Origin of the sequence: Sulfuricella denitrificans skB26 (genome assembly GCF_000297055.2) — a bacterium.
In the GTDB taxonomy this organism is placed as follows: domain Bacteria; phylum Pseudomonadota; class Gammaproteobacteria; order Burkholderiales; family Sulfuricellaceae; genus Sulfuricella; species Sulfuricella denitrificans.
The window spans coordinates 2,450,697-2,467,846 of record NC_022357.1 but is presented as its reverse complement, the minus strand read 5'-3'; the positions used below and the strand labels follow the sequence as shown (position 1 = coordinate 2,467,846).

18 protein-coding genes are annotated in these 17,150 nt (G+C 52.8%); 9 read left to right on the top strand and 9 right to left on the bottom strand.

The annotated features are described in order from the left end of the window. Window positions 1-102 precede the first annotated feature (102 nt). Window positions 103-618, top strand: coding sequence for a MarR family winged helix-turn-helix transcriptional regulator (locus tag SCD_RS11985; RefSeq protein WP_009205427.1), 516 nt, complete (start codon window positions 103-105; stop codon window positions 616-618). Window positions 619-638: 20 nt separating this feature from the next. On the opposite strand, the gene SCD_RS11980 is transcribed toward SCD_RS11985, so the two are convergent. From SCD_RS11980 to SCD_RS11955, 6 genes are all read right to left on the bottom strand, one after another. Further along, window positions 639-1,496 carry a transglutaminase family protein gene (locus SCD_RS11980; protein WP_009205426.1) on the bottom strand — a complete coding sequence of 286 codons (858 nt, stop codon included), beginning with the start codon at window positions 1,494-1,496 and terminating at the stop codon, window positions 639-641. Window positions 1,497-1,508: 12 nt separating this feature from the next. Beyond that, window positions 1,509-2,240, bottom strand: a complete 732-nt coding sequence (locus SCD_RS11975; protein WP_009205425.1) for a peptidase — start codon at window positions 2,238-2,240, stop codon at window positions 1,509-1,511. 6 nt (window positions 2,241-2,246) lie between these two features. Then, the gene (locus SCD_RS11970) at window positions 2,247-3,230 is read right to left on the bottom strand and encodes an alpha-E domain-containing protein (protein ID WP_009205424.1); all 984 of its coding nucleotides are present in this window, start codon (window positions 3,228-3,230) and stop codon (window positions 2,247-2,249) included. Between the two features lie 37 nt (window positions 3,231-3,267). Continuing rightward, window positions 3,268-4,707, bottom strand: coding sequence for a circularly permuted type 2 ATP-grasp protein (locus SCD_RS11965; RefSeq protein WP_009205423.1), 1,440 nt, complete (start codon window positions 4,705-4,707; stop codon window positions 3,268-3,270). Window positions 4,708-5,265: 558 nt separating this feature from the next. Then, window positions 5,266-6,276, bottom strand: coding sequence for a hypothetical protein (locus SCD_RS11960; protein WP_023506991.1), 1,011 nt, complete (start codon window positions 6,274-6,276; stop codon window positions 5,266-5,268). Window positions 6,277-6,360: 84 nt separating this feature from the next. Further along, on the bottom strand, window positions 6,361-6,810 hold the full coding sequence (locus SCD_RS11955; RefSeq protein ID WP_009205420.1) for a hypothetical protein: 450 nt from the start codon (window positions 6,808-6,810) through the stop codon (window positions 6,361-6,363). A gap of 587 nt (window positions 6,811-7,397) precedes the next feature. Between SCD_RS11955 and SCD_RS11950 the strand changes: the two genes are divergently transcribed. Further along, window positions 7,398-7,991 carry a bactofilin family protein gene (locus SCD_RS11950; RefSeq protein WP_009205419.1) on the top strand — a complete coding sequence of 198 codons (594 nt, stop codon included), beginning with the start codon at window positions 7,398-7,400 and terminating at the stop codon, window positions 7,989-7,991. Window positions 7,992-8,166: 175 nt separating this feature from the next. Here SCD_RS11950 and SCD_RS11945 read toward each other — a convergent pair whose 3' ends face one another. Continuing rightward, window positions 8,167-9,306, bottom strand: a complete 1,140-nt coding sequence (locus SCD_RS11945) for a GNAT family N-acetyltransferase (RefSeq protein WP_009205418.1) — start codon at window positions 9,304-9,306, stop codon at window positions 8,167-8,169. Between the two features lie 85 nt (window positions 9,307-9,391). Here SCD_RS11945 and SCD_RS11940 point away from each other — a divergent pair, with 85 nt between their 5' ends. Beyond that, window positions 9,392-10,861, top strand: a complete 1,470-nt coding sequence (locus tag SCD_RS11940) for a protein adenylyltransferase SelO (protein WP_009205417.1) — start codon at window positions 9,392-9,394, stop codon at window positions 10,859-10,861. Window positions 10,862-10,865: 4 nt separating this feature from the next. On the opposite strand, the gene SCD_RS11935 is transcribed toward SCD_RS11940, so the two are convergent. Then, window positions 10,866-11,456 (bottom strand): DUF938 domain-containing protein, encoded by a 591-nt coding sequence (locus SCD_RS11935; RefSeq protein WP_009205416.1) that lies wholly within the window; start codon window positions 11,454-11,456, stop codon window positions 10,866-10,868. A gap of 72 nt (window positions 11,457-11,528) precedes the next feature. On the opposite strand from SCD_RS11935, the gene SCD_RS11930 reads away from it, so the two are divergent. Continuing rightward, window positions 11,529-12,422 (top strand): fructosamine kinase family protein, encoded by an 894-nt coding sequence (locus SCD_RS11930; protein ID WP_023506990.1) that lies wholly within the window; start codon window positions 11,529-11,531, stop codon window positions 12,420-12,422. Between the two features lie 40 nt (window positions 12,423-12,462). On the opposite strand, the gene SCD_RS11925 is transcribed toward SCD_RS11930, so the two are convergent. Further along, on the bottom strand, window positions 12,463-12,666 hold the full coding sequence (locus SCD_RS11925) for a putative motility protein (protein WP_041673488.1): 204 nt from the start codon (window positions 12,664-12,666) through the stop codon (window positions 12,463-12,465). Window positions 12,667-13,161: 495 nt separating this feature from the next. Between SCD_RS11925 and soxX the strand changes: the two genes are divergently transcribed. The 5 genes from soxX (at window position 13,162) to soxB (ending at window position 17,104) form a co-directional block, all read left to right on the top strand. Further along, window positions 13,162-13,521: a sulfur oxidation c-type cytochrome SoxX gene (soxX, locus tag SCD_RS11920; RefSeq protein WP_009205414.1), complete on the top strand. Its 360-nt coding sequence runs from the start codon at window positions 13,162-13,164 to the stop codon at window positions 13,519-13,521. A gap of 24 nt (window positions 13,522-13,545) precedes the next feature. Next, a complete protein-coding gene (soxY, locus tag SCD_RS11915) occupies window positions 13,546-14,016 on the top strand; it encodes a thiosulfate oxidation carrier protein SoxY (RefSeq protein WP_041674088.1) in 471 nt (156 codons plus the stop codon). A gap of 50 nt (window positions 14,017-14,066) precedes the next feature. Then, on the top strand, window positions 14,067-14,381 hold the full coding sequence (soxZ, locus tag SCD_RS11910; RefSeq protein WP_009205412.1) for a thiosulfate oxidation carrier complex protein SoxZ: 315 nt from the start codon (window positions 14,067-14,069) through the stop codon (window positions 14,379-14,381). 76 nt (window positions 14,382-14,457) lie between these two features. Then, a complete protein-coding gene (gene soxA, locus SCD_RS11905; RefSeq protein ID WP_009205411.1) occupies window positions 14,458-15,285 on the top strand; it encodes a sulfur oxidation c-type cytochrome SoxA in 828 nt (275 codons plus the stop codon). A gap of 103 nt (window positions 15,286-15,388) precedes the next feature. Beyond that, the gene (gene soxB, locus SCD_RS11900; RefSeq protein WP_009205410.1) at window positions 15,389-17,104 is read left to right on the top strand and encodes a thiosulfohydrolase SoxB; all 1,716 of its coding nucleotides are present in this window, start codon (window positions 15,389-15,391) and stop codon (window positions 17,102-17,104) included. Window positions 17,105-17,150: the final 46 nt, after the last annotated feature.

The following is a 17,150-nucleotide window of genomic DNA, read 5'->3' as shown; positions in this document are numbered from 1 at the left end:
ATTATTATCATGAAGTTATGGCAAAACTGTGTTGCTCTTGATATTATGTTTTATGCAAAACATTATTGCACAAAAGCATTATTCGGGCAAGGAAGGCGAGCAGTGACAAAAGGAACGAAGAAGAATATCGAAGGCGAGTCCGATAATCTCGTTGCCAGCAGTCAGCCGGCTGAATTCGGGCCGGATATGGCATCTGCCGAGGAAGCCTTCAGCAAGCTATTGCAACTAGTGCGCACGGTTCAGGCTGGCATGCAGAACATCGAAGGCAGCCACGGCCTGAGCGGTTCCCAGCTTTGGGCTCTGTGGCAAATCTCCGCACAACCCGGCTTACGCGTCACTAAACTGGCCGAGGCGCAGCACATCCATCCCTCCACCGCCAGCAATCTGCTCGACAAGCTCGAGTCGCGTGGATTGGTGCGCAGGGAGCGGAACGACACGGATAGCCGCGTGGTGCGCCTCTATCTAACCGACCCCGGCCTGGAACTGGCCAAGAGCATACCCGGCCCAATGCAGGGCCGGCTGCGCAGCGCACTGCGGGAAGTGCCGGCGCCGGTTCTGGAAGGTTTGCTTAAGGGGTTGACTTCAGTGCTGGACATCATGAGCGAGTCACCTCGCTAGCTGCACGCAGCTTTCAGAAGTTAACTTGGCTCCACTGAATTCATGAGGCGGATCGATATGTCGGCCTCCATGGAAGATGTCGCCTGCCCCCGGTAATTTCCGGAAGTTGGTGAAGCATCCTGGGGGTTATGGCTGGCAGCCACCGCGACGTGATCATCTGAAGTGGTCACGCCGCGACTGGGGTCGAATCCGCGCCACCCTGCACCTGGCAGATAAACCTCGGCCCAGGCATGCATATGATTGCTGGAGGCAATATCTCCGATGCAGTAGCCACTGACAAAACGAGCCGCGATGCCTGCAATGCGGCATACCTCAATAAAGAGCACGGAAAAGTCGCGGCAGGCACCTTCTCCATGTTTCATGGTTTCTTCCGGCGTCCATGAATCGCCATGCTCGCGTAGCATGTAATTCAAACGTGTCGGTATCTGTTCCGCCAGTAGCATCAGGAATTTAATGGTCTCGTACTTCGCCGCCTGCATGATTTCCTGTGCAAATGCATCCACCTGCGGAGAGGTATTATTGTGTCGCAGGTAATGGGCGAGTGCAGTCTCCAGATTGGGCTGATACTTGACAGGCAAACTGAGAGCGGCCGGGTCGGTGACCAGAAAGTTAAATGGATCTACATGGTGGGTTTCCACCACTGTATGGACTTCAATCAACAGATTCTCGTGCAAGCCGCCGAACCAGATTGTTTCATTGTGATTGCCATCGAGCCCGATGCAGTGGGAGACTCCGCTGGGGATCGGGGTGAAATCGATGTTGTAGCTGCGCACGGTCTGATTGGCATCTGAGCGAGGCCGCAGTCTGACTGTAAAGGGTTCCAGAAATACCGGTTGGCTGTAGTGGTACCGGGTGCGGTGGATGATTTTCAACAGCATAAGTTTGAGGGCTTATTTGGGCGACAGCTTGGAGAGCGCAACATCCACCCATTCGTCAGGCATCTCCTCCACCAATTTACGCAGGTTTTCCTGCCACAATTCGGGTAAATGCTGAAGATCCTCGCGCTCAAATCGATGCTGGACTATTTCGTAGGAATCACGCTTGTACAGCACAACATCTATGGGAAAATCCACATCGACCGCACTGATCCGCGTCGAGTCGAAGGCAAGATAGGCCAGCTTGATGGCCATATCCATTGAAGATTCATAGCGCAGAACCCGATCGATGATCGGCTTCCCGTAACTCGATTCGCCGATCAGAAAGTAAGGGGATCCTTTTCCTACCTCCACCCAGTTTCCCTGCGGATAGAGCATGTAGAGCTTGTGCTCCTTGTCTTTCTCCAACTGCCCTCCGATAATCGAGAACAGGTTGAAATCCAGCCCGCATTCCTTGAGTGCTTCCTTGTCTTCAAGTGCAACCAGGCGTACCTGCGCTGCAAAAGCGTTCACGGCTTTGTAGAGCTTGTCAAAGTGTGTGTCTTGCTCTTCCAGCACTTCCTCGAAGTAGGTCAGCGCCTTGTCGCGCACCGACCGTAGTCCGGACGTCATCAGGAACATGGAGTGCTTCCCATGCTGGTGTATGGTTACTTTGCGGGCCGTGGTGCGCTCCGCACCTGAAGTAAGGCGTGTGTCTGAAATGCCGACGAGGCCTTCATCAATTTTAAATGCCGCGCAAAAAGTCATGGTGTTTTATTGTTCCTGGGTTAGATGGGAACTGCTGCCAGTCAAAGGGCGAAGTGTAAAATAACATTCGAAAATTGCACTATCGATGTGATTCAGACGGGTTTGCAGCCCATCGAGAAACTCGTGCAATCCTCCGGCGATTATCTCGTCTATCTGAGTGTAATTCAAATCCGCAAGCAGTTTGCCTAGTCGTTTCTCGGTCAAGTTACTAAAGCCATCCTGTCTTGATCCGGTGATGGCATGCAGCGAGTACGCGGCACGAGCCAGGCAGGATTGCACCGAACGTGGAAAATCGCGGTTCAGCAGCAGAAATTCTGCCACCTTGGACGGGTTGATCTGCTTGGAGTGCTTGCGGTACATTTCCAGTGCGCTAGCTGATTTCAACAGTGCCGACCATTGGATGTTATCTACGGCAGTGCCGATAGCTTGCTCATCCGGCAACAGGATGAAATATTTTACGTCGAGTATACGTGACGTTTTGTCGGCACGTTCGAGCAGTTCGCCCACTTGCAGGAAATGCCAGGCTTCTCCATGAGACATGGTGGCCTCGGTGATGCCATCGAACAGGTGATTCTCCATTTTTACGGCAGTATAAAAGTCGTGGGGGTTGTCGATCGCGGATTTGTTCGCGGCAGCTTCCTTGACCCGCAGGTAGAAGCGGTTAGCCTGTTCCCACATTTCAGACGAAATGATTTCTCGTACCGAGCGTGCGTTCTCACGGGCATGACGAACGCAGCTTAGTATGGAATTCGGATTCTCTCGATCGAAGGTGAGAAAGTGCAAGACATTCTCTCGCGTGGGCTCACCATAACGCTTGGTAAACAGCTCAAGATCACCGGATATGTTGACCAGTGGTGCCCATTGTTCGCCGTACCCTGCGGGCAAATCCAGGCTGAGGTTGAGGTTGACGTCGATAAAGCGCGCGACGTTCTCTGCGCGTTCCAGATAGCGACTCATCCAGTAGATCGAATTGGCGACACGACTCAGCATGCTGATTTACTCCCTCTGATATTTATTTTTTGTGTACTCATTCGCTCAACACCCAAGTGTCTTTACTACCCCCACCCTGAGACGAATTGACTACCAGCGAACCTTTTTTCAGAGCCACACGTGTCAAGCCGCCGGGCATGACGTAAATATCCTTGCCGTAGAGAATATAGGGGCGCAGGTCGATGTGCCGTCCTTCGAAATGATCTCCCATCAAAACCGGCGCTCGCGAGAGTGACAAGGTCGGTTGCGCGATGTAATTGCGTGGATTCTTGCGGATGAGATCGGCAAATTCAGCTTGCTGCGCTTTCGTTGAGTGAGGTCCCACCAGCATGCCGTAGCCGCCGGATTCGTTGGTGGCCTTGACCACCAGTTTGTCGAGATTGGCCAGTACGTACTCGCGCTCTTTTTTGTCTGCGCAGATATGGGTGAGCACGTTGGGCAATATCATGTCTTCACCCAGATAATATTTGACGATCTGAGGCAGATAGGCATACACCGCCTTGTCGTCTGCAATGCCGGTGCCGGGTGCATTGGCAAGGGCTACCCTTCCGTTTCGATAAACCTCCATCAGGCCAGGAACCCCCAGCATAGAGTCGACACGGAATGCTTTCGGGTCAATAAAATCATCATCCATCCTGCGATAAATCACATCCACACGCTGAAAACCCTGCGTGGTGCGCATGTGGACAAAACCGTCCATGACCACCAGATCGCTACCTTCAACCAGTTCCACACCCATTTGTTGCGCAAGAAACGAGTGCTCGAAATAGGCCGAGTTGTACATGCCCGGCGTCAGCACCACGACGGTGGGGGATGATAAATGATCAGGTGCGAGGTACTGGAGCGTTTCGAGCAATCTGGCGGGATAATCGTCCACCGCTCGAACCCGCGAAGCGTCGAATGCGACCGGCAAGGTACGCTTGAGCACCTGCCGGTTTTCCAGCACGTAAGAGACACCAGACGGACAGCGCAGATTGTCCTCCAGTACGTAATGTTGTCCATCACTGTCCCGAACCAGATCAGTGCCGGTGATATGGCACCAGATTCCGCGCGGGACATCGAGTCCAACGCATTGCGGCCGGAACGAGCTCGCCGAGAGGATAAGATCCTCGGGAATAGCCTTATCCTTGAGAATTTTCTGCTCGTGGTAGATATCGTCCAGGAACAGATTCAAAGCGTGGATCCGTTGTTTCAGGCCGCGCTCGATATATTGCCAGTCGCTGGCTTCTACAATGCGTGGAACGATATCGAATGGAAAAATCTTTTCAGTGCCTTCATCGCTGCCATAAACGGTGAACGTGATGCCCATGTTGTACATGGCAGCTTCAGCCGCTTTCTGGCGAGCAATGATCTCACCATCCTGGAGAGATTCGATACGCTCGACAAGAATTCTGGCGCCCGGTCGGGGCGCGCCGGAGGGCTGGATCAGTTCATCATAAAAATTTTTCGTATCGTACGAATTGAAATCTAAGGGCATAGGAATGGGTTCTTTATGAATTAGGGTGTCAGTAAAGTGGCAACGTGATTCGGATATTGTTCATCGGCTGATAGGAGGCTGAGCCGTATATGCCTGAGCAGGCTGCGATTAACATAACTCTTGAACAAGTTAATGACAGCCAATTGCAGTGCGAGAAAATTCTTGCTTTATGTTGTAACAAAGAAGGGTTGTTATTTATATTATGTTTGTGCAAAACATTATTGCACAATAGCATTGTTCGGGCAAGCAAAGAGGACGAGGGATGGCAAGGGTAACGAAGAAGAAAAGCGAGGAAAAATTCGTGAACTCTGGGGCAAGCAATCAGCCGGCTGAATTCGTGCTGGATATCATGAGCGAGTCACTCCGCTAGAAGCCGGCACCGAAACAAAAACAGCGACCAGTTGGCCGCCGTTATCATGATGAATAAGGTCTGTTAAGCTGCTTTTCTCTTGCCAGGAACGGCGAGTTCCCCCAAAAACATGGACTTTCAAGGGTGACGTAAGTTCGTATTGTCCTCTCCCTGGAAACTGCTTTCAGGTTGATGCAGTACAAACACACTTAACGAACTTGCCCCTCATCCACTTCTCGCCGAGCACCCCTACCTTTATTATTTTGCGGCTCAGTGGAATCCTCGTCATCGCTACGCCTTTTTTTGCTGGACTCCTTCTTCTGCTGATCTTGTTGAATCGCAGATTCCCGAGTTTCCTTACGCTCCTGCTGACGGCTCGCTTTGTCCGGCACACCCTGTAGTTTTTCGGGTTCTCGAACCACCTTGCGTTCCTGTTGACGCGTTTCCTTCTCCTGTCTCTCCTGCTGCACCGCAGGTTCACGGGCATCTCTACGTTCCGGCTGACGCGTTTCCCTTTCCTGTTGCATCACCGGCGCACGCTCATCCCTGCGTTCCGACTGACGCGTTTCCTTCTCCCGTCTCTCCTGTTGCATCGCAGGTTCACGGCCATCTCTGCGTTCCTGCTGGCGATATTCACTCCCTTTATTGCTTCGACGAGCCTCGTCATTAATATTCATAAAATTCTTGCCGGACGAACGCATCCGCATCACCTCCTCAGCGGGGTAGCCGTAACGCTCAGAAATAAAGCGCAGGTTGACCAGGTTCACTACATCATCGTCAGCGAGCCTTATCTTTTGCCATTCATTACGATTTCTATTCTGATAATGGCCGTAAGCATGGGTATAAGGCGATCCATAAACGCTTTGTACTGGCACATAGTAAACATCTGGCCCCAGACCAAAACGCAGGCTGATATCCATCCAACTGCTTCCGGACAGTCTTAAGTTAATGATCGCCGAGGGTGTCACCCGTGCTCTCTGCGAAATGAACAATACAACAGGAATCTCATGGTCCGGAATACGCCGTTCACGGATGAAAATAACATCACGCTCTGGCACTCGGTAATACTCGCCCAAAGAAAAGTAGAAACTGTTCAAATCACCATTCACAAATGAACCGCCCATATCGATACGTGAATGCGGCTGACTGGGCGCCACGACGCAGCCGGATAATAAAGTTAACGGGATAGTCAAAAGGAGCAAGGCGGATATTTTATTCACTTAATTTCTCCAAATAGATGAACTGAAAATAGCCCAATGAATTGACAAAAAAATCGCATGCCCCATCGCTATTATGACAATGCCTTAGCGATCACGACCTTGGCCTTGATTGTTGCCATGGCGGTCGTTATTTTGCTTCCCACGTCGATCATCCCTGCGCTCGTCGCGGCGGTCATCCCTGCGATCACGATGTTGCTCTTGGTAACGCGGGACATACTCGCGGTTGTACCAGTTGTCTTGCACAAAGTAGACCCGCTCACCGCAGGCGTTGTATTTGTGGCAGTTCTTGCTCCAATGTTTGGCGTGGCCCGGAGGTACGCGCAGATAGACCGGCGGACGGTTCATCGGCACCCGTTCGATGATCATCGGCTGACGATAGATTACTTGCGGTGGCGGATAGCCGCCGATGTCGATTTGGCCATAGAAACCGGGTTGGCCAATACTGATGGAAACACCGACATCGGTCGCGAGTGCCGGCGCGGCAAGGCAGGCTGTGGTTGCGGCAAGTGCGGCTGCGATCAGAAATCGTTTCATGTTGAGCTCCTGTTGTTTAGGTGTGCTTGATTAACGCATGAAGACATGAACAGATTGCTACTAAATTGTAACAAGATGTAAGTTCACTAATGCTCATGCACCTTGCCGTAATCTTCTTGCGCGGGGTGGTGTGTGTCATCCAGGCACAAGCCATCAATGTCACCCGAGTCTCGCTGGCCAACGGTCATACTTCAGGATTTTCTTAAAAACCCAAGGTTAACTATTGTTCATTTGCAATGAAAAAATGGACGACTATATTGTGAGCATGTGATTAGGTATTTACCCATCGTAATATCTCCTGCGCCAACAGATTGTTACTGCAATGCTTCTCGCGGCAACGTTTGCTTTTACCAATCACAGCAGCAATTTCTGGATGATACGAGGTCTGGTAACGATTTAACTTATCCCCTTTCAATATCGCTGAAACTGGACGAAAAACTCAGGGCAATAACGCGTGTGCCTGAACACATTAACTGAGTAGTCCGCTGCGCATTTCGCATCAACCCGATATTTCGTTGGTGTTTGATTCAACGACCAGGCTAGCCTGGTGGCGTTTACTGGAATACAACTCTTAAAAGGAATAGATCATGCTTAATAATTTTATGCGCGCTACAACCAAAAACAATATCAACGAAACCAGCAACTCGGCTACGGAACCTGCCAAGGCGCCGGCAGAAATCAAACCAGAGAATCCAGCACCTCCCAAAAAAACAGCGCCGCGTGAAGAGGGCAATAAACTGATCGTGGGGCCAAATATCAAACTTAAAGGGACTGAAATCACCGATTGCGAAATTCTGGTGGTCGAAGGCAGGGTCGAGGCATCCATGAATAGCCGGGACATTCGTATCGCTGAAGGCGGCGTATTCTCAGGCAAGGCCGAAATAGATGTTGCAGAAATAAGAGGGTTGTTCGAGGGAGAGCTAACTGCGCGCAAGCAATTGGTGATTTATGCTTCAGGGAAAGTCACCGGAAAAATTCGCTATGGCGCATTAACCATAGAAGAAGGCGGAGTCATCTCAGGAGAGGTGGCTGCAATAATCCAAGACACTCAAAACGTCAAAATGGTGACCGTAGCCGAGCCGATAAAAGCGGTGCCAATCCCGGCAGAAAGACCCGAAGCAGAGCATGTCTATGCATCCTCTGTCCTGGGGCGTTCCAGACTGGGTGGTCGGCGCAGCTAACAACCCGATTGCTAACATGGAGGGGGTGATGACAAGATGTTGTCGCACCATCCTCGCCACATGACAGAGCGGTAAATTCAAGGCCACTTGGAAGGGGTGTATGGCACCGAGGCCTCGCCATCTGATTTTCTCGGTCACGGTGCGTGATGGCTGCGCAGTTAAGGTCGCCAAGGCATCATTCGCTGGGTTTCTGCTTGAAAGGGTTGCTGTCGTTCAGTTCATCTACATACTGGTTCATGCCTTTTGCTTCGCGCTGCAGAAAATCTTCCACGGCACGCGAAAATTCGGGGTGAGCAAGCCAGTGTGCTGACCAGGTTGTCTCGGGTAAAAATCCCCGTGCGATCTTGTGTTCGCCTTGAGCGCCCCCTTCGAACAGGGCGATATTTTGCTCGATGCAAAATTCTATCGCCTGGTAGTAGCAGGTTTCGAAGTGCAGGCCGGGGTGATATTCCAGTGCTCCCCAGGAGCGCCCATACAGGGCGTCTGCGTTGAAGAAATTGAGTGCGCTGGCAATCGGCTCGCCGTTGCGTGACGCGATGACGAGCAGAATGTTTTCGGGCATGGACGCGCCGATGCGCCGGAAAAAGTCCAGATTCAAAGGTTGAGGCGAGTTGTATTGCCGGAAAGTGTGAGTAAAACAACTAAAAAAGAACGTCCATTGTTCTGTTGTAATTTCTTTTCCCCGGATGCGCTCGAAGGAGATGCCGGCATCGCGCACCTTGCGCCGTTCCTGTTTGATCCTCTTGCGTTTGTCGTGGCTCATGCCGGACAGGAAGGCGTCGAAGTCGGCGTAACCTGGATTGCGCCAGTGAAATTGCACGCCCTGGCGCACCATCATGCCTTGCTGCTGCATCTCCCGTACCTGATCTTCGTAAGGAAATAAAATATGCAGGGAGGAAACGCCTGAGCTTTGCGCCATCTCCAGTGCTAAGCGTATCAACTGCGCTCGAATCTCGGTGGAAGTGGCCAGCAACCGCAGCCCCGTTGCCGGCGTGAAAGGCACTGCGCATAGCAGTTTGGGATAATAGTTCAGGCCCTCATTTTTGTAAGCCTCGGCCCATGCCCAATCAAAAACGAACTCGCCATAGGAGTGGTTTTTCAGGTACAGCGGCATCGCGCCAACCAGGGTGTTGTCCTGCCAGAGCGTAAGAAACTGCGTTTTCCAGCCGGTGCGCGGCGCGGCGCATCCACTTTCCTGTAGTGCGTGCAGGAAAGCGTGGGACAGAAACGGATTGTTGCCTGCCAATGCATTCCACTGCGCCTCGGGGATGTCCGCGATGGTTTCGATAATCTTGAGATCAGGGGAGGGGGGCAATTTACCAGTCCGTTTATGAGATCCTCTTGATTCTAGCCGAGTCGGCCCGATTCTCCCAGTAATACACTCGGGATTGAATCGCTCCATGATGAAACTTGATCAGCTGAATTTTCAGAATACCTTTGCGCGCCTGCCGGAGACTTTCCACAGCCGCTTGCACCCCACGCCTCTGCCCGAGCCTTACCTGGTCAGCTTCAACGCGAATGCGGCGGAATTGATTGATCTGGATCCGGATGAAGTGATGTGCGCTGACTTCGCCGAGTATTTCATCGGCAATCGCTTATTGCCCGGCAGCGACCCGCTGGCAATGCTTTATGCCGGACACCAGTTTGGCCATTTCGTACCGCAACTGGGCGATGGCAGGGCGATCTTGCTGGGCGAGGTGAAAAATCGTGCTGGGGAACATTGGGATCTTCAACTGAAGGGAGCCGGGGCCACGCCGTTTTCACGCAGTGGCGATGGTCGTGCCGTGTTGCGTTCCAGCATCCGCGAATATTTGTGTTCTGAGGCCATGCATGGTCTGGGTATTCCCACCACTCGCGCCTTGTGCATCGTCGGCAGCGATGAGGAGATTTGGCGCGAGACCGTTGAAAGTGCCGCGGTGGTGACTCGTATCGCGCCTTCTCACGTACGATTCGGCTCGTTCGAGGTGTTTTTCTATCGGGATCAGCCTGAACCGATTGTCCGGCTTGCCGATTATGTGATCGATAAGCATTTTCCCGAGCTGGCCGATGCGCCTGACAAATATCCCCGTTTTCTGAACGAAGTGGTGATCCGCACTGCCAGGCTGATGGCCAAGTGGCAGGCGGTCGGCTTCTCGCATGGGGTGATGAACACGGATAACATGTCTATCTTAGGGCTGACTTTCGACTATGGTCCATTCGGTTTCATGGATGCCTATAATCCGGGATACGTCTGCAACCATTCCGATCATGGCGGGCGTTACGCCTTTGACCGGCAGCCACAAATCGGTCTGTGGAATCTGACCTGCCTGGCGCAGGCCTTGACGCCGATTATTCCGGTGGAGGAAGCCAGGGCGGTGCTGGGTCACTATGGCCCGACTTACGCCGAGCACTATGTAGACTTGATGGGCCAGAAGCTGGGTTTGACCCATGCAGGTCAAGACGATGTTCCGCTGATAGAAGCGCTACTGGGGTTGATGCACGCAAATCAGGTGGACTATACCAATCTGTTCCGCAGCCTGGGGCATTTCAAATCCGAAGCGGGCGAGCAGAACAGCGTGGTGCGCGATCAATTCATCGACCGTCCGGCGTTCGATGCCTGGGCCGAAACTTATCGCGCCCGGTTGCAAAATGAGCCGGGTACGGATGAGGAGCGCAAGGTGCGCATGGATAAGGTTAATCCCAAATACATCCTGCGCAATTATCTGGCGCAAGTCGCGATCGAAAAAGCAGAGAAGGAGCGCGATTTTTCAGAAGTGGATCGCTTGCTGAAATTGCTGGGCTGTCCCTTTGACGAGCAGCCGGAGATGGCGAATTATGCTGCACCGCCGCCGGACTGGGCGCAGCATATCTCGGTGAGCTGTTCGTCGTGACAGGTTAGGCGCGCTGCCAGACCAGGATACGGTTGTTGGCAGGCATGGCCACGTCCTTCTGCAGTAGTAGCCCGTGCGATTCGGCGAGCCGGTTCAGGGTTTCAAAATCCCGGACACCGCTGTTCAGATCGCGAGATTTGAGCCAGGCATCGAATCGCGCATTGCTTTCAGAAGTGAATTTTCCGCCGTAGTTGAATGGCCCATACAGGCAGAGAAGCCCGCCTTCGTCCAGAATGCGTGCTATGCCTGCAAACATCGTTTCTACTTCTTGCCACGCAACGATGTGCACGGTGTTGGCATTGAACACGGCATCCACGCTTTCGATCGGCCACTTGGGGGCGCTCACGTCAATGGCAACAGGGGGCAGCACATTCGGTAGCAGAGAGTCATCCAGCCATGCCTGAATGCCCGCATGGTTCTGCGCCAACTCGCTGGTCTGCCAGGTCAGGTGAGGTAGTGCCCGGCCAAAATAAACGGCGTGCTGGCCGGTCCCGCTGGCAATTTCCAGCACGCGTTGCCGGTCGGCAAAGATTTCTTTCAGGACTTCGAGTATGGGCTCCTGGTTTTGTTCGCAGGATTCAGCATAAGGTTTCATGTTTAGATGGCAATAGATTTGGACAGGGGTGGTTGGAATTTTACACGCGAATTTCTGTGGGTAAAATGAAGCATGGAAAATGAAGCGATGTGGCAGGCGATCGGAAAAGCAATCCGCGTTGCAACGGGGGAGGAATTTGCTGTCCGGAAATGCCTTGCTATTGGGGGCGGGTGCATCAATTCGACGTATATTGTCGAGGACGGGGGACGCTGCTTTTTCATCAAGCTTAATCATGCGTCTGGCCTGGTCATGTTTGAGGCAGAGGCTGACGGGCTGCGCGAAATCGCAGCAACAGGCGTTATTCGCGTGCCGAATCCGGTATGTACCGGAGTCGCCGCGGATTCGGCATTTCTGGTGCTCGAGGCCGTTGATTTCAGTTCTGGCAGTAAGGGGCGGCCAGAAGACCTGGGGCGCCATCTGGCTGACATGCACCGGGTAAGTGCCACACAATACGGCTGGCGGCGTGACAACACGATCGGTTCCACACCCCAGGTCAATACGCCCACCGACAACTGGCCGGAGTTCTGGCGTGAACGGCGGCTAAGAAGGCAGCTTGTGCTGGCAGCAAGCAACGATTACGGCGGGGCGCTGCAACGCAAGGGAGAGCGTTTGCTGGCGAGGCTGGATGGATTGTTTGCCGGCTATGCGCCGATGCCATCTTTGCTGCATGGGGATCTGTGGGGTGGAAATTATGCTTACTCAGCTGCTGGTGAGCCGGTTATTTTCGATCCGGCGGTTTACTACGGCGACAGGGAAACAGATCTGGCGATGACCGAGCTGTTCGGCGGTTTTCCTGCGGCATTCCATGCGGCCTACCGCGAGTCATTCCCCCTCGATTGCGGTTACCCGATGCGAAAGACGTTATACAATCTGTACCACATACTCAATCATCTGAATATGTTTGGTGAAGGTTATCTTGGGCAAGCAGAAGGGATGATCGAAAAACTGTTGAGCGAGGCAGGATAGCCCCGTGCTTTGAGTGCGTTACAGCGGTAACGAATTGAAGTCAGGCCGACGTATTGATGTTTTGCCCCAGGTGGGAGGGCAAATTTACGGAGGAAGATTTTGTCGGCTGCGTTACGGAATTGATCAGTGCCGCGGCGCTTTTTGCTTGAATTTCCTGAGCCTTCCTCAGCACTTCATTCTCAACCGAGGTGCCTGCAGATTGGCCTGATAGTGCACTGACTGATGATGCGCTGGAGATATCCATGGCAATTTCCCACTAAAATAAATTTTCAAGTTTTAATATAGCACAGGACAGTTTTGCATGCGATAAAAATGATTGTCCCCTGTTAACGCGAGCATCGCGAAGCGACACCTCATCACTCAATCACTCAGATCAAAACAAGCGCCCTTCTCCATTGCCCTTCTACCTCTGGGAGAAGGTATGGATGAGGGTATCCTAGCTGGTGGTTGGCCAGCAGGTGGGAGGGCGCAGCTAGAATTGATGTCGCCGCGAGGTACCTGATTTTGGCCATAATTTTGGGGTCGAGCGACTCACCATGACTAGTAAATTGGTAGTTGGCTATATGCTAATTTTACTAGTACATTTGTACTAACTATCGGAAATAAAACGATAAATTTAAAAAAAAGCTTGCTTTGGCTAAGATAAATTCAGTATGCTTGTTCTACACAAACGGCAAACACTTACCGAGGAAAACGAATGACTTCGGAGAATGCTCGAAAAAATGGAGAAGGAGGAGTGATGCGGAAAAAATTGACTCTTATGTTTGCGCTCATCGCCGGCTTGGGTGTCGTGAATCTGTCCATGGCGGCCGAAGATGCCAAGGAATCCGCCGGACGGGCGGTCGCAATGAATAAGGCGAAAGGTAATTGCATCGCTTGCCATGCGATCCCCAATGACCCGAAGGCCGAGTCGCCCGGTAATATTGGGCCTCCCTTCGTCATGATGAAGGAGCGCTTCCCCGACCGGAACAAGATGCGTGCCCAGATTTGGGATTCCACTGTAGCCAACCCCAAAACCTCGATGCCGCCTTTCGGAAAGCACCAAATACTGACTGAGCAGGAAATCGATCAGGTTGTTGAATATATCCATAGTCTTTAACTTTATTTATTCGGAGATCGAATGATGAATCAACTGCGTAGAACTTTTTTGAAGAGCACTGGAGCCGCCGGGACGGTAGCGGTCGCGATTGCTGCAGGCCTGCTCAGGCCTGGCCAGGTGTTGGCTGCTGAATGGAACAAAGTGGCCTTCGATGCCACGACCACGGCGGATGCAATGAAGGGCATGAATGTTGCGGGCGCCGCCGAGAGCAAGGACATCCTGATCAAGGCGCCGGACATTGCCGAGAACGGGGCGGTTGTGCCGGTAGAAGTGACCAGCAAGATACCCGGTACAACATCCATCATGATATTGGTGGAAAAGAACCAGAATCCCTTGATCGCTGAATTCGAGTTTTCCAATGGTGCTGAAGGATTCGTTTCTACACGCATCAAAATGGCTTCGACCTCCCACGTCAAAGTGGTGGTGAAGGCCGGCGGCAAGGCTTACACCACCTCCAAGGAAGTCAAGGTGACGATAGGCGGTTGCGGCGGTTGATCGGTATTTAACGGATTTGAATATTCACTTTATTTGACAAGGATACGAACATGGCTGAAGGAATGAAAATTCGCGCGACGCTGCAAGGCGATGTCGCCGATGTGAAAGCGCTGATGAATCACATCATGGAGACCGGTTTGCGCAAGGACGCCAATACCGGGAAATTGATCCCCGCCCACTTCATCAATCACGTCGTTGCCACCCTGAACGGCAAGACCGTACTTGAAGCACAGTGGGGTGCTGCAGTTGCCAAGAATCCATTTCTTGGTTTCAGGGTCAAGGGCGCCAAGGTCGGCGACAAGATCGTGATTAATGCTGTGGACAACCATGGTGAAAAGATGAGCGGTGAATCGGCTATTGTCTGATCGAGCTTGGCTGGACGCTTTTTGTCCAGCCAGTTTCTCACGAAAAACTATAACTATTTCTGCGAAAGGAATGATGATGAAACGGAGACTCACCGTTTTGCTGGCCTGCCTATTTCTGGGCGCCAGTCTTGCTGCGAGCGCCGGGCCTGCCGAGGACCGCAAGGCCTTGACCGCGCATTACAAGCAGCTTCTTCCTGGCGTAAAGTTTCAAGATTATGTGCTGGGCGCCCTGGCATTGAATAAAGATGCCCTGGATCAGTATGAAAGCATCATGATGTTCCCGCCTTTCGTCAATGATGTCGATGACGGCAGAAAAACCTGGGAAAAACCATTCAAGAATGGCAAAACTTTCGCCAGTTGTTTCCGCAATGGCGGCAAGAAAGTGGCGGGTGGTTACCCCTACTTTGATAATGGTGTCGGTAAGGTGCTCACCTTCGAAAATGCCCTGAATGCCTGCCTGCGCCATAACGATGAGGCAGAGCTGAAATATGGCAGTACAGAACTCGGGCTGCTGTCGGCTTATGCAAAAAGTCTGTCTGATGGGATGAAAGTGCAGGTCAAGGTAGAGGGCCCTGCTGCCCTGGCTGCGTATGAAAATGGCAAGACCCATTACTATAGCCGCCGCGGTCAGCTGAATTTCTCCTGTGCATCTTGCCATGTCGACAATGTCGGCAAATTTGTCCGTAGCGAGCAGCTTTCTCCGATGATCGGGCAGGCTGCGCATTGGCCGGAATTTCGCGCTGGAACGGAACTGGTTACGCTACAAGGGCGGTTTCGGCAATGCCAAAAGAATGTGCGTGCAACCCCGCTTGACTACAATAGCGAGGAATATAACGATCTGGAATACTTCCTCACCTACATGAGCAACGGCTTGCCGATGCAGACGCCGGTGTTCCGCAAGTAAGACACTAAGGTCTGGGGCGCGAGACTGGAGGCTGGAAGCGCTTGACGCTTCACGGCTTTCCTCTCGCCCCTTGCTTCGCCCTCTTTCCTGATTTGGAGTTCCCATGTCCATGAACCGCCGCGAATTTCTGCAGATGCTGGCAGTGGCCGCCGCATCCGGCTTCGCACTGAACAGCCGGGAGGCCCTGTCGGCCAGCCATGCTGGAAGCTTCTACGATTTGCCTTCATTCGGCAACGTCTCTTTGCTGCACATTACCGATTGCCATGCTCAGCTGATGCCGATTTATTTTCGTGAGCCTAACGTGAATATCGGTCTGGGTGTCAGCCATAATAAGGCACCGCACCTGGTGGGCGAAAACCTGCTTAAGGCGTTCGGCATCCGGCCTGGCACGGTCGAGGCCTATGCTTTCACTTCCCTCGATTTCGAAAAGGCCGCCCGCACCTACGGCAAGGTCGGTGGCTTTGCCCACCTTGCCGGACTGGTTAAGAAGGTTCGCGCCAATCGTCCCGGGGCCTTGTTGCTGGATGGTGGCGACACCTGGCAGGGTTCCGCCACCGCGCTGTGGACCAATGGCCAGGACATGGTGGATGCCTGCAAACTGCTCGGTGTGGACATCATGACCGGCCACTGGGAATTCACCCTGGGCGCAGAGCGCGTCAAGCAGATTGTGGACAACGATTTCAAGGGTAAGGTGGATTTTCTGGCGCAGAATATCAAAACCAACGATTTCGGCGATCAGGTGTTCCAGCCCTATGTTATCAAGCGCATGAATGGCATTCCGGTTGCAATCATCGGCCAGGCCTTCCCCTACACGCCGATCGCCAACCCGCGTTACATGACCCCGGACTGGAGCTTCGGCATCCAGGACGACAATATGCAGAAGATGGTGAATGAGGCTCGCGCCAAGGGCGCACAGGTCGTAGTGGTGCTGTCCCACAACGGCATGGATGTGGATTTGAAAATGGCTAGTCGTGTCACCGGTATCGATGCCATCCTTGGCGGCCACACCCACGATGGCATGCCTGCTCCGTCGATAGTCAAGAATGCCAGTGGACAGACCCTGGTGACCAACGCTGGCTCCAATGGCAAGTTCCTTGGCGTGCTGGATTTCGACGTAAAGAATGGCAAGGTAGCTGGCTTCAAATACAAGCTGTTGCCGGTGTTTGCCAACCTGATCGAGCCGGATGCGGAAATGGCGGGGCTGATCAAGAAAGTTCGCGCGCCGTATGAAGCCAAGCTGGCGGAAAAACTGGCTGTAACGGAGGGGACGCTGTACCGTCGCGGCAACTTCAACGGCACCTTCGATCAATTGATTCTGGATGCCCTGATGGAAGTGAAAGGCGCGGACGCTGCCTTCTCTCCCGGCTTCCGCTGGGGTACTTCGCTGTTGCCGGGCGACACTATCACCATGGAAAATGTGATGGATCAGACCGCCATTACTTATCCGTATACCACTCTCACCGAGATGAGCGGCATGATGATCAAGGACATCATGGAAGACGTCTGCGATAACCTGTTCAATGCCGATCCCTACAAGCAGCAGGGTGGCGACATGGTGCGCGTTGGCGGCATCAGCTATACATGCGATTTGCGCCAGGGCTTCGGCAAGCGCATCAACAACATGGTCATGAAAGGCAAGCCGCTCGATCCCAACAAGAAATACAAAGTGGCGGGGTGGGCGCCAGTGGCCGAAGGTGCTACAGGCGAGCCGGTCTGGGATGTGGTGGCGAGCTACTTGCGCGACAAGAAGGTGATCACGCCGCGCAAGCTCAATTTGCCCAAGTTGATCGGGGTGGAGGGAAATGCCGGCATCGCTTGAATAGGGTAAGATAGACGGGCAACTGCTATAATTTTTTCTTTGCAGA

Bases quoted from the DNA above. Each gene is read 5' to 3' on its own strand.
- SCD_RS11980 (WP_009205426.1), bottom strand. From the start codon at position 1,496: ATGCTGTTGAAAATCATCCACCGCACCCGGTACCACTACAGCCAACCG.
- SCD_RS11975 (WP_009205425.1), bottom strand. From the start codon at position 2,240: ATGACTTTTTGCGCGGCATTTAAAATTGATGAAGGCCTCGTCGGCATT.
- SCD_RS11970 (WP_009205424.1), bottom strand. From the start codon at position 3,230: ATGCTGAGTCGTGTCGCCAATTCGATCTACTGGATGAGTCGCTATCTG.
- SCD_RS11965 (WP_009205423.1), bottom strand. From the start codon at position 4,707: ATGCCCTTAGATTTCAATTCGTACGATACGAAAAATTTTTATGATGAA.
- SCD_RS11955 (WP_009205420.1), bottom strand. From the start codon at position 6,810: ATGAAACGATTTCTGATCGCAGCCGCACTTGCCGCAACCACAGCCTGC.
- SCD_RS11950 (WP_009205419.1), top strand. From the start codon at position 7,398: ATGCTTAATAATTTTATGCGCGCTACAACCAAAAACAATATCAACGAA.
- SCD_RS11940 (WP_009205417.1), top strand. From the start codon at position 9,392: ATGATGAAACTTGATCAGCTGAATTTTCAGAATACCTTTGCGCGCCTG.
- SCD_RS11935 (WP_009205416.1), bottom strand. From the start codon at position 11,456: ATGAAACCTTATGCTGAATCCTGCGAACAAAACCAGGAGCCCATACTC.
- SCD_RS11930 (WP_023506990.1), top strand. From the start codon at position 11,529: ATGGAAAATGAAGCGATGTGGCAGGCGATCGGAAAAGCAATCCGCGTT.
- SCD_RS11925 (WP_041673488.1), bottom strand. From the start codon at position 12,666: ATGGATATCTCCAGCGCATCATCAGTCAGTGCACTATCAGGCCAATCT.
- soxX (WP_009205414.1), top strand. From the start codon at position 13,162: ATGCGGAAAAAATTGACTCTTATGTTTGCGCTCATCGCCGGCTTGGGT.
- soxY (WP_041674088.1), top strand. From the start codon at position 13,546: ATGAATCAACTGCGTAGAACTTTTTTGAAGAGCACTGGAGCCGCCGGG.
- soxZ (WP_009205412.1), top strand. From the start codon at position 14,067: ATGGCTGAAGGAATGAAAATTCGCGCGACGCTGCAAGGCGATGTCGCC.
- soxA (WP_009205411.1), top strand. From the start codon at position 14,458: ATGAAACGGAGACTCACCGTTTTGCTGGCCTGCCTATTTCTGGGCGCC.
- soxB (WP_009205410.1), top strand. From the start codon at position 15,389: ATGTCCATGAACCGCCGCGAATTTCTGCAGATGCTGGCAGTGGCCGCC.